10 protein-coding genes are annotated in these 14,716 nt (G+C 66.1%); 4 read left to right on the top strand and 6 right to left on the bottom strand.

Annotated features, from left to right (window positions below):
* Window positions 1–132: 132 nt before the first annotated feature.
* The 3 genes from KIK09_RS43100 to KIK09_RS43090 all read right to left on the bottom strand — a co-directional run bounded on the left by KIK09_RS43100 (window position 133) and on the right by KIK09_RS43090 (window position 1,885).
* Window positions 133–345, bottom strand: a complete 213-nt coding sequence (locus KIK09_RS43100; RefSeq protein WP_214325300.1) for a hypothetical protein — start codon at window positions 343–345, stop codon at window positions 133–135.
* A gap of 239 nt (window positions 346–584) precedes the next feature.
* On the bottom strand, window positions 585–1,388 hold the full coding sequence (locus tag KIK09_RS43095) for a hypothetical protein (RefSeq protein WP_214325299.1): 804 nt from the start codon (window positions 1,386–1,388) through the stop codon (window positions 585–587).
* 149 nt (window positions 1,389–1,537) lie between these two features.
* Window positions 1,538–1,885 carry a DUF4240 domain-containing protein gene (locus KIK09_RS43090; protein WP_214325298.1) on the bottom strand — a complete coding sequence of 116 codons (348 nt, stop codon included), beginning with the start codon at window positions 1,883–1,885 and terminating at the stop codon, window positions 1,538–1,540.
* A 292-nt stretch (window positions 1,886–2,177) separates the two neighbouring features.
* Between KIK09_RS43090 and KIK09_RS43085 the strand changes: the two genes are divergently transcribed.
* Window positions 2,178–2,507 (top strand): hypothetical protein, encoded by a 330-nt coding sequence (locus KIK09_RS43085; RefSeq protein ID WP_214325297.1) that lies wholly within the window; start codon window positions 2,178–2,180, stop codon window positions 2,505–2,507.
* Between the two features lie 177 nt (window positions 2,508–2,684).
* Here the strand turns inward: KIK09_RS43085 and KIK09_RS43080 are convergent, their stop codons facing one another.
* Window positions 2,685–3,023 (bottom strand): hypothetical protein, encoded by a 339-nt coding sequence (locus KIK09_RS43080; RefSeq protein WP_214325296.1) that lies wholly within the window; start codon window positions 3,021–3,023, stop codon window positions 2,685–2,687.
* A gap of 1,061 nt (window positions 3,024–4,084) precedes the next feature.
* On the opposite strand from KIK09_RS43080, the gene KIK09_RS43075 reads away from it, so the two are divergent.
* The 3 genes from KIK09_RS43075 (at window position 4,085) to KIK09_RS43065 (ending at window position 5,238) form a co-directional block, all read left to right on the top strand.
* A complete protein-coding gene (locus KIK09_RS43075) occupies window positions 4,085–4,708 on the top strand; it encodes a TetR/AcrR family transcriptional regulator (RefSeq protein WP_214325295.1) in 624 nt (207 codons plus the stop codon).
* Window positions 4,709–4,793: 85 nt separating this feature from the next.
* The gene (locus KIK09_RS43070) at window positions 4,794–4,973 is read left to right on the top strand and encodes a hypothetical protein (protein ID WP_214325294.1); all 180 of its coding nucleotides are present in this window, start codon (window positions 4,794–4,796) and stop codon (window positions 4,971–4,973) included.
* On the top strand, window positions 4,954–5,238 hold the full coding sequence (locus KIK09_RS43065; RefSeq protein ID WP_214325293.1) for an ester cyclase: 285 nt from the start codon (window positions 4,954–4,956) through the stop codon (window positions 5,236–5,238). Before KIK09_RS43070 ends, KIK09_RS43065 begins: the two co-directional genes overlap by 20 nt.
* A gap of 351 nt (window positions 5,239–5,589) precedes the next feature.
* On the opposite strand, the gene KIK09_RS43060 is transcribed toward KIK09_RS43065, so the two are convergent.
* On the bottom strand, window positions 5,590–8,391 hold the full coding sequence (locus tag KIK09_RS43060) for an RICIN domain-containing protein (RefSeq protein ID WP_214325292.1): 2,802 nt from the start codon (window positions 8,389–8,391) through the stop codon (window positions 5,590–5,592).
* Window positions 8,392–8,587: 196 nt separating this feature from the next.
* Entirely contained in the window at window positions 8,588–14,209 is a 5,622-nt protein-coding gene (locus KIK09_RS60315; protein WP_214325291.1) for an RHS repeat domain-containing protein, read from the bottom strand.
* Between the last annotated feature and the right edge of the window lie 507 nt (window positions 14,210–14,716).

Below are 14,716 nucleotides of genomic sequence, written 5' to 3'. Positions count from 1 at the left end.
GGTAAATCACGGTCACTCACGACCGGCCTCCTGCCCAGCTCAGCGCCCCGACGTCGGGTGATCGTTGCAGTTCCCAAGCTGACAGCGCGGGTTCGATTCCTGTCACCCGCTCCACGCAGGAGCGAGACATGGTCACTTTCTGGGCCACATCCTGAGGCTGAGGACTCCGGCTGCTAAGAAGATGCCTACCATGGCGATCAGTTGCCAGCGAAACTGGATTTCCAGCGCTGACCGCGTGCCTTTGAGCTGCAATCTCATCATCGGGTCACCGATGTACTGCAACTGCTCGTTGGTCAAAGGCGGGTAGATCACGCGCGGCAGTAAGATCACGCCGATCGCGACCACGGCAACCAGCAGAAGCAGCGCGATCGCGTATGCGAAAGGTCTGACGGAAGTACCCAGAAGATCACCTCTCTTGAGGAGTGATCAATATTGCACATCATTCAAGTGCCGACAACGCCTTCACCGCCGGCACGCCACACGTGCTTGGGGACGATCGACGATTCACGGTTCGTTCCTCACCCTGGCTCACCGGGAAGTGTCGCTGATCAACGCCGCCGGACTCGTGGGGGCGCGGTTACAGATCAAAAGGGCGGCTCATCACTGAAGTACTCTGTCCGGTCTACCAGCGAAGCTGTCTCTTGGCCCCATGCACCGAGGCCACGTACCGCGATGTGCCGATAGACCCGGTTCGAAGTGGTGGCTAGGACGCTGCGCACGAATGGGGCAAGGTCAGCTTGATGGCCGGTGAGTTCTGGGGCGTCCAAGAGCGGGATGGCAGCGGCGATGGCGGCTTCCCGGACGATGGGGTTGGCGTCTTGAAAGAATGCGGACACGGTCTGGAAGAGTGCTGGACGGATGACTCGGACCGCTGTGAATTCCGGGCTCTCCTCCGGTGAGAAACCAGAGCGCAGCCACGTCGCTTCAGCATCGATACCGACTTCATCGGCTATTGATCCCAGCCAGTCCAGCAACGCCTGGCGTAACGGATGCCACTGGACCTCCTCGCCGCCTGGTACCAAGGTGTCGGTGCGCGGATCGCTGAGGATCACGGCGACGTACAGGGCTGCCGGGGCAGTTGCCGAGTAGAGAGAGTTCTGATGGTGCACTGGGTCGTTGAGGTGATCGACAGCTCCGGCTTGGGCCTCTGGGGCGCCATTGAGGAGATCGGCCAGCGCGGCCGGGGTATCCACGGCCGGTCCCAAGGCGTGTTCGAGCGAGGCCCAATCGATCTGCTTGATCAGCGCGAGCGGATCTGACGGGGAATCGACATGACAGCGGGGGATTGAATGCACTTCAAAAATCAAAGCTTTGACGCATCCTGCGGGAACATGCGGCTTAGCCGAGGCAATCTCCGAGCCGCCTCTACCTGATTCCGGGAATTCCACGAAGGACCTCTCGGATCGGGATCGCTCTGGTTCGTGTGCCCGTGTGCTGCCATCGCGTCGTAGACGCCGTCCTCTTCGCCGGTGGACTCTTCATAGGCTCCGGCGGCCACATAGCTCAACGCCTCCCACCACGGCCGTTCATCGCCCCACTAACACATGGGGCGCTCCGCCAACCGTCGCACCTCAGGCACGTCGGCCAGGTTGTCGGGGTCGGCTACTACGAGGTCAAACGTGTCGCGGCCAAGTCCGATCAGCCAGGCCTGGAAGTACCAGAAGCTGTCGGTGGAACAGTAGCCGCCGAAGATCAGGTTGGCTGCTTCCCACATGTCATACGTGTCGGATCGTCGTCGTACCTCGTTGAGAAGGATCTGGAAGTCGACGATCCGGGCCAGCGGACTCCGCGCAAGATGGAGGGTGAGCCACCGCAGGCGTTCATCAGGATCACCGGTCACCTCCCGGGACCTCTGGAGGAAGAGCCAGAACTCGTCAACGTCCATGAGGCTGCATGGTGCCAGGCTCGGCTGACAAAGCCGCACCACGGAGACATCTATCACGTGGCAGAACAGGCGGGCAGCAGGTGCGTCTCACAGGGACTCATGGTCAACCGAGCCGCTCTGAATCATTTTCCCAGCTCAGGGCACCAAGATCAGCATCTTGCCACCAAGCTGACAGCGCGGGCTCCAACGACCTCAGGCTCAGGTCGGGGAGCAAATCCCAGACCTGGGCCTTGATCGTTTCCAGCGCCTTTCGGATCTTCCGTGCCCGCTACGTATCCATAACCTCTTGATCTTGCTCCTCGTCCTCACTGAGCGCGGCTTCCGCGATCTTCCCGAGGGCATCAGCGATGATCTAGTCCCGCTTTTCCGTGGTGTGCAGGTAGATCCGTGCGGCTCGTGCGCGACCTACCGCCGCACCCATCCAAACTCGCCGCCGTTACCCGCCGTCTCGGTCCATCCACGGCCTCGCGGCGCGCTGTTCGTTCAGCCGATCCATGCGAGCCTGTTGGGCAGCTTCGCGCATCCGGCTTCGACGGTCGTGTTTGAGCGCCAAGCGGATAGCGCTGTAGATGAGCAGAAACAGCAGCAGGGCAGAGAGCACCCACCCCAGCAGAATGATTAATTCTCCTCGCATCTCGCCAAGCCTGCCGGATCTTGGCCGCTGCCGTCTATGCCGCCGACCACTCCCCCTCATCGGTCATCCCCCTGCCACCGCCCGATTGTCTGGGGCAGGCGGAACCTTTCAAGGATGGCTCTACAGGTAGGACAACCGCTCGCTGAGCAAGGCCACCGGCTCATGCTATGAATTGCCGGCATGCTCATCCTGAGCCGGGTAATACCCGTAGTGCCGTTGCTGCCAGCGCCCGAAGTAGCCCACGCCCACGAAGAAGACCCCCATGAAGACCGCACCGCCGAGGCAAACGAGCAAGGAAGACAGCGTGAAGGCGTATTCCGCTCCGAGCGCGGCACTGATCAACACGATGACGCCAAAGAGCCCACCGAAGGCGGAACCTACGATCAACCCGAGGCGCAGAGGATGGGCCGCAGCGAACCGCTGACCGCGATGCGGCTTTACATCGCCACCCAAGAACGCATCTACTCGCCAGAACAAGTCCGCAAGGAGCCTCAACACGCGCATAGACAATCCCTTTCATGCCTCCGGCGGGGGGCGCTTCGCCTCCGGGATGTGGCTGTGCTGAGTGCCAGCGCCGTAAGTGGCTGAGGTGGAAGCCTGATCATCCCGCCCGCCATCGACCCGGGACAAGCCGAGCAGACCAGGGACACAAGGTGATCTCAGGCGGGCGGGGGTGCGCGCGTCGCGAGTAACACCAGGTCGCGGGCTGATCGTCGTGCCATTAAGAGGGACAGCGAGGGGTCAACAACGGTCGCTCACGAACGGCCTCAGCCACAGGTCAATGCCGCTACGAGCCGAGATCCCCAAGCTGGCAGCGCGGGTCCGATTCCCGGTACCCGCTCCACGTGTTCAAGCCAGGTCGGAAGCTGATGGGATAGACGTCTCCAGCTCATGTCTGCCTATCGGGAGCAAGATCTCCACGACCACGAGCGAGCGGCCAGTCATGGTCGAGGACCGCTCCGAACACGGCCAGCGGCGGAGTGCTGCACCCGTAGCTCAACGGCGTGCTCTGAGTCGCCCCGCACGCCTCGCCGGAGGACGCCGGCGAGCGCCTCGGCGGCTTGCCGTACCTCTGGTGGGTTGGGCCGGACGGCCGCCCCGAACTGGCGCGCCGCCTTCTCGCGACCGGCGGCATCGTGATCGCCTTCCGCCTGGACCGCCGTGGACACTCCGCCCGAGCGAGTTGCGGATCGACGCTGTCGACGGCCGCCGCTGCTACGGGCCCTCCTTCGGCGTCCCCCACGGCCCACGCGAACGGGTCCTCGCCGCCGAGCGGGAACGGCCGGGCGAGCCGGGCAGCTTCCGTCGGAGGGGTGCCTGGTGGGCACCTCGGCGCTGTTCGACCGATACGGGATCGCGGGCGTCTCCGTCGTCGCCACGGTGGAGGACCACCGCCGCCACGGCATCGTCGCTCATCGCCGCGGGGCACGAGCGCGGGCTCGACGTCGCCCTGCTGCAGGGCGGCCCTTCGAGATCGTCGCCATCTACCGGCTGTTCGCCCCGGCTCAGTGGCTGTTCAAGCAGCTGCTTGACAAAGAACTCAAGCGGCTGCTTGAGTTCTGGCCGTGGGGGCGGAGAAGGTGGACCTGCGCCGGGAGGCCGGCCAGCGCACGCGCGACAGCCTGCTGACGGCCGCGCTGGACGCGCTCGCGCAGCGAGGCCAGGAAGGCGTGACCCTCCGCGAGATCACCGAGAAGGCCGGGGCCAACGTCGCCGCGGTGAGCTACCACTTCGGCTCGCTGAGGACGCTGTGTGACGCGGCGATCGAGCACGCGCTGGAGCGGTATCTCGACGCGCAGATCGAGGCTCTCGGGTCCCTGGAGTCCGCCGCGACGCTCGACGAGCTGGCCGCGGCCTTCGCCCGGCCGATGGTGCGCGCGCTGGCGGCCGGGGGGCAGGAGCTGGCGGTCATGCGGACGGTGGCGCGCGTAGGGATCGACCCGCCACAGGGGTGGGAACGGCTGGCCGCCAAGTTCTCCCAGACCCGTACCGACGCGCTGCGCGTGCTGACGGCGGACCTGCCCGAGGTGGAGGAGGCGGAGCTGGTCTTCCGCATCCGGGCGGCGGCCGGGATGCTGAACTGGCTGGCGCTGGCGCCCATCGGCGCGGAGCTGGCGGCGATGTCCGCGGAGCGGATCGAGCGACTCGTGGTCCCGGTGGTGGCGGGCGCCTTCCACGGCCGCCCTTAGTCATTCAAATGCTTGCTTGACCAACTTCAATCTCAGCCATAATGTTAAGCAAGCATTTGATTTATCTCGTGGAAGGGGAACTGTGATGGCGACCGACGCGGAGACCGTGGTCCGGCAGGCGTACCACGCGGCCGAGGGCAGCGTCCTGGACGTCCAGGGATTCATCGACCTGTTCGCCGAGGACGGCGTGTTCAACAACGTCGTCGCCGGAGACAGCTACCGCGGCGAGCACCTGGGCGACCTGGTTGGGCAAGCTGGCTCCTGACATCCACCGCGAACTCCACCGGTTCCATGTCATGGGCGACCTCGTGGCCGTCGAGCTGTCGATCCGCGGCACCTTCACCGGGCCGTTCGAGACTCCGGCCGGCGCCATCCAGCCGACCGGCGCCAAGCTCGACATCCCTACCGCCGACTTCTGGTACATCGAGAACGGCAAGATCAAGGAGTTCAACTGCTACGTCGGCATCAGCGTGATGCTCGCCCAACTCGGCGTGCAACCGGACTTCGCCTCCGCCGTGAAGGCCGGCTGACCGACCCTCCACCTGGTAGGCGGCCCGCCTGAGCCGTACCGGCCCCGGGTGAGCCCGGAGCACTTCAGCTTGGAGTCGCGCCAGTAATGGGTGCAGGGTAGCGCCGATCCTGGTGATGACGTCGAGGTTGCGGTAACCGGAGGTGCTCTGGATCGGGGAGGCCGCGTCGTAGTTCCATCAGGTACCGAAGGTGGCGTGGTGCGACAAGAAGACGAAGGTGAGAGCGCCTGCTAACGAATTGGCCCTCCTCCGCGCCTGCGCGCACGAGGACCAGGCAAAAGTCGCCCTATTTGGGACATATGGATGTCCCGGCTCGCGCGATCCGGGACATCCACAACTCTTAGGCCAGAACTAAGCTACGGGTCTGAGAATCCACTGCTGGTTGGCCCCTCCCCAGCAGTCCCATTGATAGACCGGAGCGTCGTCCGCCTGGCTGAAGCCGTACACGTCCCAGCATTTGCCGCTATGCCTGGCCTGCACCGAGACGATCAGATAGCCGGTGACGCCGTCGTAACGGTAATCAACGGAGAAGCGCTGGTTGGCCGCGCCGTTGCAGGTGTACTGGCCGAGCCGCCCGCCGTTGTCCCCGCTGGATCCGAGGATGTCGAGACACTTACCCGTCGTGTGGGTAGGGCTGACCTGGTACTGCGCGGCGCCCAGGCGGGCGAAGGTGAAGCGCTGCTGGCTCGTGCCGTCGCACGTCCGCTGCACGAGTGCGGTTCCGTCGGCCGTGCCGCCGCCGGAGACGGTCAGGCACTTCCCGCTGTGGTAGGCCACGATCTCGTACTTCTTGGTCTCGAGAACCTTGGATCCACCCGTGGCGCTGGTGATCCGCCCGTCCCAGCGCAGCCGCGGAGCGTGCGTGGAGCCGCCGGATGCCCGGTGGAACGACCAGACGTTCGCCTGGTTGGGGCCGCAGCAGCGGTAGACCACGACCGGCTCGTCATAGCCGTCGTTGTTGACGTCGGCGGTCGAAGCCTCGATCTTGTCCCAGTCCCAGGCGTTGTCGCCGCTGTCCCAGCGGAGCGTCTCCGCGCCGAAGCCGGTGCCGTTGCTGGTGAGGAACCAGAGTTTCGTACGGCCGTTGGCATAGTTGTAGAAGTGGCCGACGTCGGCCTTGCCGTCCCCGTCGAAGTCACCGGCGATGGGCTTGAGCTGGTTCCAGTCCGAGCAGCTCGAGCTCTGTCCCGCGCCGGTGTTCAGCGTGAACGCCCCTCTGGCGCCGGGCAGCTCGAAGGTGATGAGCTTCCAGACACAGGCGTCATCCGTACGGTAGAAGGACGCGATCTCGGTCCGGCCGTCGCCGTCGAAGTCGCCGGTCACCGGCTTGGACCGGTCGAGGCAGTGGCCGTTGTCGCCGCTGTCCCAGACAGGGGTGTCGGTGGATCCGGTGAACGTCGTGCCGGTGGAGTAGAAGACCCACAGCTTGGTGCGGCAACCACCGTAGTTGAAGAACAGGCCGACATCGCTCCTGCCGTCTCCGTCGAAGTCCCCGGCGACCGGATTGGTGGAGTCGAGCTTCCAGCCACCGGCGGACGCGGTGTCGAACCAGGCGTTCGACGGTGGCAGGTACCTGCTGCCGTCGGATCGGTAGACCCACATGGTGATCCGGTCGTTCGGCTCCTGCCGGAGCATCGCCACGTCGGCCAGTTTGTCCCCGTCGAAGTCGCTTTGGAGGGTGCGGATGGCCGTGGACGCGTAAGAGTTGTTCAGCTCGACGCCAACTGGGGAGAACGCGCCGTTCGCCGTGTTCAACCAGCTCCAGACGGTGTTCTGGTGGCCGTTGTCGGAGGTCATGGCACCGATGTCGGCGAGCCCGTCGCCATTGAGATCGCCGCGTCTGGCGCGCGGGGCGGCACCGCTGGACCTGGCCGTCACCTCCACCCTGGTCGCCTGCGAGCTTTCCCGGCCCGCCTTGTCGATGGCCTTGACGTACAGGAACGTCGTATCGGTGTTCCACATGGTGATCGGCACGGTCACGGTGCCGTCGGCACCGGCCGCGGCTGTCATGCTGAGCGCCTCGACTGAGAAGCCGTACCGATATTTCATGACATCGGTGTCGCCGCCGCCGGGCTTGAAGCGGACATCCCTGATCGCCCCGACGGGCATGCCAAGTTCCGGATCGCATGGAGCCGAGCACAGCGCGACCGCCTGCGGACTGTTCGGGCTGGTGGTGTCGACCTCGAAGTCGCAGCCCGTGCTCCAGTCGCTTGCCGCGAGCCCGTCCCAGGTCTGCACCCGGAAGGTGTAGGCCACGCCGGGAGCCAGCGCGGACGTGGCCGGCCAGGTGCGGCTGGTGCCGTTGGGAACCGCGAGAGCGGGGCTCTGGCCCGCGGGCGGATCCTCGTAGACCACCGCGCCGTCGCTCTTGCGCACCACCTGAAGCCGCCCGCCGACCGTGTCGCCGTTCCGATCTGACAGTGTCGCGGAGAACTGCGGCTGGTCGGTGCCGAGGAAGGCGCGTCCGGTGCCATACCCGCACGACGATGCCCCGACCACGGCGAGCCCGCTCGGCGCGTTCGGCGCGTGGTTGTAGGTGATCACCAGAGAGGTGTCTTTCGGCGCGACCTTCTTGAGCACCCCGTCGGTCGCGGAGTTGATCCCGAAGGCGACCGTGCCCGCCCCGCCGTTCACCTTCCCCTGAATGTAGTTCTTGAAGGTGTCGTTCGACCCGAACCAGAGCCCGTTGGCGTCACCGCAGCCGAACGCGCTCGACATCCAGCCGTTCGCCCACAGGCCCGCAGAATTGTTCCATGTGGTCTTGCTGAGGTCGTTGAGCTCCACCCGGTGCAAGTTGAGCGCGGTGTTCGCGCAGGCGTTCGCGGACACGACGTTGACCTTCGCGCCGGCGCTGAGGATGGTCGCCCCGGAGAGAACGGAGTTCAGCGGGAACTGGAAGAGCAGCCGCCATTCTCTGTTGTGTGTGGAGTCCTCGTATCCGACCTCCCCGACCGTTCCCTGCGCACCCCAATAGTTGTCGTCGGGGTACTGGCTCCGGATCTTGTTCCAGTTCCACATCCCGGTACTGGTGGAGGTGCCGCTCGCGGTGAATTCGGCGGTCAGCGTGCCGTTCGCGTTGGCGAACACCCGTGTTCCCGGTGCCCGCTGATCCAGCACCTCCACCCGGTGCCCCGACTTCGTCGCTACCGTCATGGCCGACCGCTCATTCGCCTCCGTCGCCGCATCCGCGGACTGTACGGCTGCCAGCGGCAACATCGCCCCCACAACAGCCACCGCTACCAGAGCGGCGGCCTTCGAACATTTTCCAAATGCCGATAACAATTGTTCAGCTCCTTGTGATGCGAGGCAGAGGGGCGAGTGGGGGATTCCTGCCACCCGCCCTCGACAATTACCGGGCACCGGCTCCCGGAGCCGGGACCCACGTGATCGTCCTGGTCATCGTGCCGGTCTGGGTGAAGTTGTGCGCGAGCCCGACCGTCGACAGCCTGCCGCCTTTTTCGTCAGGAATTCCCTCGAATCCCATGTTGTGGTTGAAGTTGTAGCGGTCGACGCCATGCAGCGTGATCGTCATCATCGTGATCTTGCCGTCGACGGCCTGCACTTCGGCGCTGCTCCACAAGTTGTAGGAGTTCAGCGCCGCGACCCAGTTCTTCGTTGACGCGCCGGCCTGACGGTGGTTCTCGCCGGTGATTTCGAACGAGTCGCTGCCACTGAGCGCGGCCAGAATTCCCGCGTTGGCCACGACCCTCTCGATCTCCGCGTCAATCCCCGCACGGATTTTTTCGTCCTCGCGATAAGCCTCTTCGAGGTCGAATGCGAAGTCCTCGCCGTTTCCGTTCAAGTAGTGGCTGAATCCGGCGATACCGTCATCCCAGTCGCCGCATTTTCCATCGTAGCTGGCGCCGGCCCCGTTGAGGAAAGTGCAGCCCGCGAGCATGAAATGAAACTTGCTGGAAAGGAAGCGGTCGTCCTTGGTCGGGCGCTGCTTGGGATCGCGCGGAAAATCGTCATCCATCGACTTCAGCTTCGGAACCCTTGGGCTGCCGATGCAGTAGCCGCCCGAGCAGATGGGCTTGCGGGGCTGGACTCCGGTCCAGGGGGTGCCCTTCTGGCCGTCGTGGTGTTCGTTGATGGGGCGGCCGGTGTCGGGGTCGAGGGGGACCAGGCCCGAGGGGTCGCTCCAGACGAGGGGGTTGTTGCCGGCGTACGCGTAGCCGTTCATCTGTTGCGGGTCCCGGGTGTTGATGACCGGGTCGGCGGAGATGAAGCGGCCGGTTGTGGGCTCGTATTCGCGGGCGCCGAGGTGGGTGAGACCAGTGGAGGGGTCGCGGTCGCCGCCGAGGAAACCGCGCTCGTCCGGCCAGGCCGCGGGGCCGCCGCGTTCCACGCCGAACGGTGTGGCGCGGCGCCGTACGACATCGAGGGTGTCGGCCTTGATCGCCAGTTGGCCGGTGCCGTGGTGGTCGCTGGAGATCCAGGTCACCGACGCTCCGGTCCGGCCGGCGACGGTGATGCCCGCGTGGGTGTAGTACCGGGTGCCGGTGACCGTGTCGCCGGACAGGCGGAATTCCATGCCCGCGACGTAGAGCGTGGTCCCGGCAGGGTCCCTGCGGAGGAGGCGTTCGCCGTCCGCGCTGTACACGAACTCGGTCTTCTTGCCGCCTTCCGTGACAGCGGCGAGCCTGCTTTCCGGGTCCCAGGCCAGCGACTGGGCGCCGCGGCTGATGGTGTTACCCGCCTTGTCATAGGCGTAGGAGTCGAGCGCCGTCGAGCCGTCAGGCTTCTTGGTGCTGACCGAGGAGACCCGGTGGGGTCCGGATCCGGCCGAGGCCGGGTAGGCCAGGGTGAGCACGGTGTCGCCCGTGGTCGCGTGCCTGGTCTCGGCCGTCCGGTTGCCCGACTTGTCGAAGGTGTACGACGACCAGTACGGGGCCGGCCCGCCGATGCCGGAGTTGGCCGGCGTTCCGCAGGTACCTCCCGATGGGGTCCAGGCTTCGGTGATCCGCCGTAGGTAGTCGGTGGTGAAGCACTGGTAGTCGGCGGGCACCCCGGTGTACGAGCTGGGTTGGTCGGCTACCCGGGTGATGTTCCCGGTCTCGTCGTAGCCGTAGGTGACGTCGGCCTGGCGCTTGCCGGACATCTCCCGGTCGGTCACCGCGCGGATGAGCCGCCGGGTCCCGTCCTCGTACTCGTTGGTCAGCCACACCTGCTTGCCGGGGGTGCCGAGCGTGATCTGCCCGATCTCGCCGTAAGCGGTGTACTTGGTGTTACCGACATAGTTGGTGCCGTTTGCGGTCAACGTCACCTGGTTGTCCAGGGCGTCGTAACCGTAGGTGAGCGTCTCCTCGGGCAGCCCTCCTGCGGCCGGAAGGGTAGTCGTGGCCAGTCGGCCCGTCAGGGCGTACGTGGAGGAAACCGGGTAGGTTCCGGCCAGCTTGCCCTCGGTTGGGGGGATCGTCAGCGTGCTGCCCGTCGCGCGGTAACCGTCGTCGTACCCGGTGATCGCCGTTGTGTAGGCGGCACCGTTGACGTAGCGGGTGGCCGAGGCGGGCTGGCCCTTGGCGACGGTGTCGAACGTCCAGCTCGCCCGCAACGTCCCCGTCGCGGAGCCGTCCCGGAGTGCGGTCTTGCGGCCCAGCTCGTCATAGGCGTAGAAGAGTTCGCGCCCTTCGGCGTCCTTGCTGGAGACCAGTTCGTTCGCATCGTTGTAGGCGTAGGTGGTGGTTCCCCGGTCCGGGTCCGCCGAGCCGGTCTTCCGGCCCGCCAGATCGTAGGTGTACCGCCAGACGTTGCCCGACGGGTCCGTCACCGAGGTGAGGTTCCCGGCCTTGTCGTAGCCGTACCGCGTGACGTCGGCCGGCCCGGTCGGCGCGCCGCCCTGGTACTGGTCCAGCTCGGTCACCCAGCCGCGTGCGTTGGTGACGGTGGTGGTCGCGGTGGAGCCGGTGGGCGGGTCAACGCTCACCTTGTCGGCGCTCGGAGTGGTCAGCTTCGCCCACTGGTTGACGCCCAGCTTGTAGAACGCCTCGGCGACCGCGCGTCCGGCGCCGTCGAAGGTGGTCCGGGTCTGGCCGGGCACGTTGGCATCGGCGGCGACCGTCAGTTCGGTCCCGGGCGGGGCCGAGTTCCAGTAGGGCTGATTGTTCTTGACGATCTGCCCACGGGAGTCAAAGACGGTGTCGGTGATGGTACGCCCGCCCGCCGGTGAAGCCTTCTGGGCCTGCCGGGAGCGGCCGAGGCCATCGAACAGGGCGTAGCCGGCCAGGTAGGACCCGTCGGCCTGCAGTTCCCGCGTCGTCACCGCGTTCGGGCTGCCGGTCCGCAGCAGATATGTGAACTCCGCGTTCGGCCCGTCCACTCCCTTGGTTCGGCCAGGGGCCCATACCTTGCGGTGGCGTCCAAGCGGGTCGTTCTCCAGATCGGTGCGCTTGCCGTTCACATCGATCTGGGCGCTCGTGTCGCCGCGGGAGTCGAACTCGCCGACCGTCGTCTGCTTGAGCGGGTTCGTGGTCTTGAGCGCGGTGACCAGGCCGGACGCGCCGGTCACGTACTCCAGGGTAGTGGCGTTGCCCTTGATGTCCCAGGTCGTAGTGGGGCGGCCGTAGGAATCGTAGATGGCCCTGGACGCGGTGACATAGGCGCCCGTGCCGGACAGCTGCTCCACCTTGGTGACGTCGCCGTGCACGAGACCGTCGTCATACGTCGTCTTCACGTCCGACAGCAGGTCAGCGGGACGGCTGGGCGCCTCCGCACAGGCGACCGATACGGTCTCCGACCGGCTTGGCAGATTTACGATCCAGGCGTCCAGATTGCGGGCATACGTCGTGCGGGTGCAGCGGTCATCGTCGTTCAGGGAGGCGTCACCCAGGTCGTTGACCTGGGCCGGCAGGCCGTACGCGTCATAGGTGGTTTCCGTGGTCGTGCGCCGCCATGTCCCGTCGGCCTTGGCCGTCCGGACCTTGGTTGCGGCGACCCCGGTCATGCGGGCCTCGTCGGTGCCCCAGTCCCGGACACGCGTGGCCGTGGGCGCGGACACCCACATGTCGTTGATCGTCCCGGAGATGGCCGGACCGCCGACACCGTTGTAGGTGATGGTCTCGCGTACCTGGCCGGCGAGGTGCGGCTGGTCCGGTACGGCGGTGCCCGCGGAGTCGGTCACGGTGACGACGCGTTTGCCCGACGGAAGCTTGTCGCCGTCCATGCCGCGGAAGTAGACGGTCTCGGTCAGAGACTGCGCGCCCTCGGCCGGATCGCCGCCTATGGCGCGCACCTTGCCGTATCCGCGCCACTGCCCCCAGGTCTTGCGCGAGGCCGGGATCAGGCCATCTTCGACGTCATAGTGCCAGGCCGGAGCTCCGACGTACTCGTAGGAGGTGACGACCGGCGTGGACGGGTCACCGGGCAGGTTCGCGTTCTGGACGACCTTGGCGACGACGTACTTGTGGAAGTACTCCAGCTTCATCGTGCCGTCCCGCTCATAGAGCGACGGCTGGCAGCGTTTGGTGTTGGTCTCGGGCGCGGAGGGCATGTTGCCCGGTCCGCAATCCCTGTCGGAGTACGTGATCGTGGTGGTCCCGCCGAACTCGGAGCGGATCGCCTTGATCCGCCACCAGTTCATCGCCGGGCCGTTCGAGGTGTCCGCCCGGTTGGCCAGTTGCTGGCCCTCGAACACCACCTCGGGCATGGACAGAGTGCCGCCGACATGGCCGGTGTGAGTGATGCCGTCGAGCCAGAGCCCCGCCCGGGTGGTGTCCCCGTTGTCCGGGTAGGACTGGCGCAGGGTCCAGGAATCCACCGGGTCGTAGGCCGTGCCGTTCCGCACCTGGGTGACCACCCGGGCGAGCCTGCGCGCGGTCCAGAACGACGGTGAGGTCAGGGTGCACGCCCCTGCGGCACACGACTGGTCCCACGGCGTGTCGTCCCAGTTCGACGCGACCGCCTTGCCGTCGCTCCCCCAGCAGGTGGCGCCGGGGCGGCAGCGGTCTGCCGTCTCGAAGGTCACCTTCGCGGGCGCCGTCCCCGTGGCGCCGTCTCGCAGGCCGTACTCGATCCGGTTGAGCTGGCCGCCCCGGACGTACTGGGTGCCGGCGCTGGTCAGGCCGCCGCGCGCGTAGTAGTTGGTCTCCGGGTCGTAGAAGTACGCCATGGCGTTGCCGTGCCGGTCGGCCACGTAGTCGAGGTTCCAGCGGTACGCCTGAGTGCACCAGGAATCGGCGAACGCCGCCTTGTTGCAGGGTTCGCCGGCGTTGTTGCCGTACACGGGGACGGTGTAGACCGACTTGGCGGCGGGCTTGGCGCCGAAGTAGTAGCGGGTGCCGTCAGGCGAGGTGACCAGCCAGTGCTCACCGTTGTCGTCGCCGTTGGCCGCGCCGGTCAGCCGCTTGACCTGGGTACCGTTGTCGTTCTTGAGGCGCCAGCTCGTCCCGGCCGCGTCCACCGGGATCAGCTCGCCGCCGGAGCCGTTGAGCGACAGCGTGGCGTTGTCAGTGCCCCAGCACTGATCGCCGTACTTGGTCTGGCCGTTGTTGCCGCCGAGGTCGTCTCCACAGGACTTGTATCTGCGCTCGATAGCACCAGGCTCCAGCGCAAAGCCCTCGCCGATCCAGGACGGCTGATTGTTCGTCGCCGCGGTCCGGCCGTCGACGCTCTGCGAGGAGTACGAAAAGCCGAGGTTGGGTGTCAGGCCACCTGGCACAGCGGGCGCGTTGAGCGGATAGTTCCAGTCGAAGTCGCCGGATGATCCTCCGCCGCTCCACGTGGAGGACGCGGACAGGGGCGTGACGGCGAAGCTGCCGCTGGGACCCGTGGGCGTGGCCTGCGCCGCGTACAGCCCTTCGCTGAGGTTGGCGGTCAGCGTGCCGGTCTTCGGGTCGTTACGCGTCGGGACCGGCGTTCCCTGACATTTCGGCAAATCAGGCGTCGTCAAGGCGCAGTCGGGCAACCTGACCAGCCGCAGTCGCTCCGCCCAGCCGCCGCCGTAGGCGTCACGGAACGGGGAGTAATCGAACACTCTTTTGCCTGCGGACGCCCGGAAAGGCGATGGCCTCGACTGGGTTCGCTGGCCGGTGCGCGCGTGCTTCGATACTTCCGTCGGTCCCGGCAGTCTGCCGGTGAACGTGCGCACCGGCACCGACCGTTCGCTCTTGACGGGTAAGGGCGTCATGTCCTCACCCGCGGCCACAGCCGGCCCTGCCTGCAACAAGGCGACCGGCAGAGCGAGCGCGATGAGTATGTGACGAAATCGGTGTCTCATCAGGTGCACTTCGATTACCTGTTGCCGGTGACGTCGTTGGCGCTGACGAAGCCAGGGCCATCCCAGTCCGCATTGACGAAGCCGGCGAGTACCAAGGCGAAGTGCATGCGCAGCGTTGACATAGGAGTCTCCTTGGTGGAAGGAGTAATGATCCGCCCCGGATCACGGGGGCTGGACGCATATGACGATCTATGTCTAACTTCCGAGGGGTTGTCCGGCAGGTGAGCGTGTCGCCGGACAATCAACAACGGTCAACGGGGGTAA

This window comes from Nonomuraea sediminis (genome assembly GCF_018531495.1).
GTDB lineage: Bacteria > Actinomycetota > Actinomycetes > Streptosporangiales > Streptosporangiaceae > Nonomuraea > Nonomuraea sediminis.
Note: the sequence above shows the minus strand (reverse complement) of the source record. Positions and strands in the feature narration are given on the sequence as shown.

Bases quoted from the DNA above. Each gene is read 5' to 3' on its own strand.
- KIK09_RS43080 (WP_214325296.1), bottom strand. From the start codon at position 3,023: ATGCGCGTGTTGAGGCTCCTTGCGGACTTGTTCTGGCGAGTAGATGCG.
- KIK09_RS43090 (WP_214325298.1), bottom strand. From the start codon at position 1,885: ATGGACGTTGACGAGTTCTGGCTCTTCCTCCAGAGGTCCCGGGAGGTG.
- KIK09_RS43060 (WP_214325292.1), bottom strand. From the start codon at position 8,391: ATGACGGTAGCGACGAAGTCGGGGCACCGGGTGGAGGTGCTGGATCAG.
- KIK09_RS43070 (WP_214325294.1), top strand. From the start codon at position 4,794: ATGGCGACCGACGCGGAGACCGTGGTCCGGCAGGCGTACCACGCGGCC.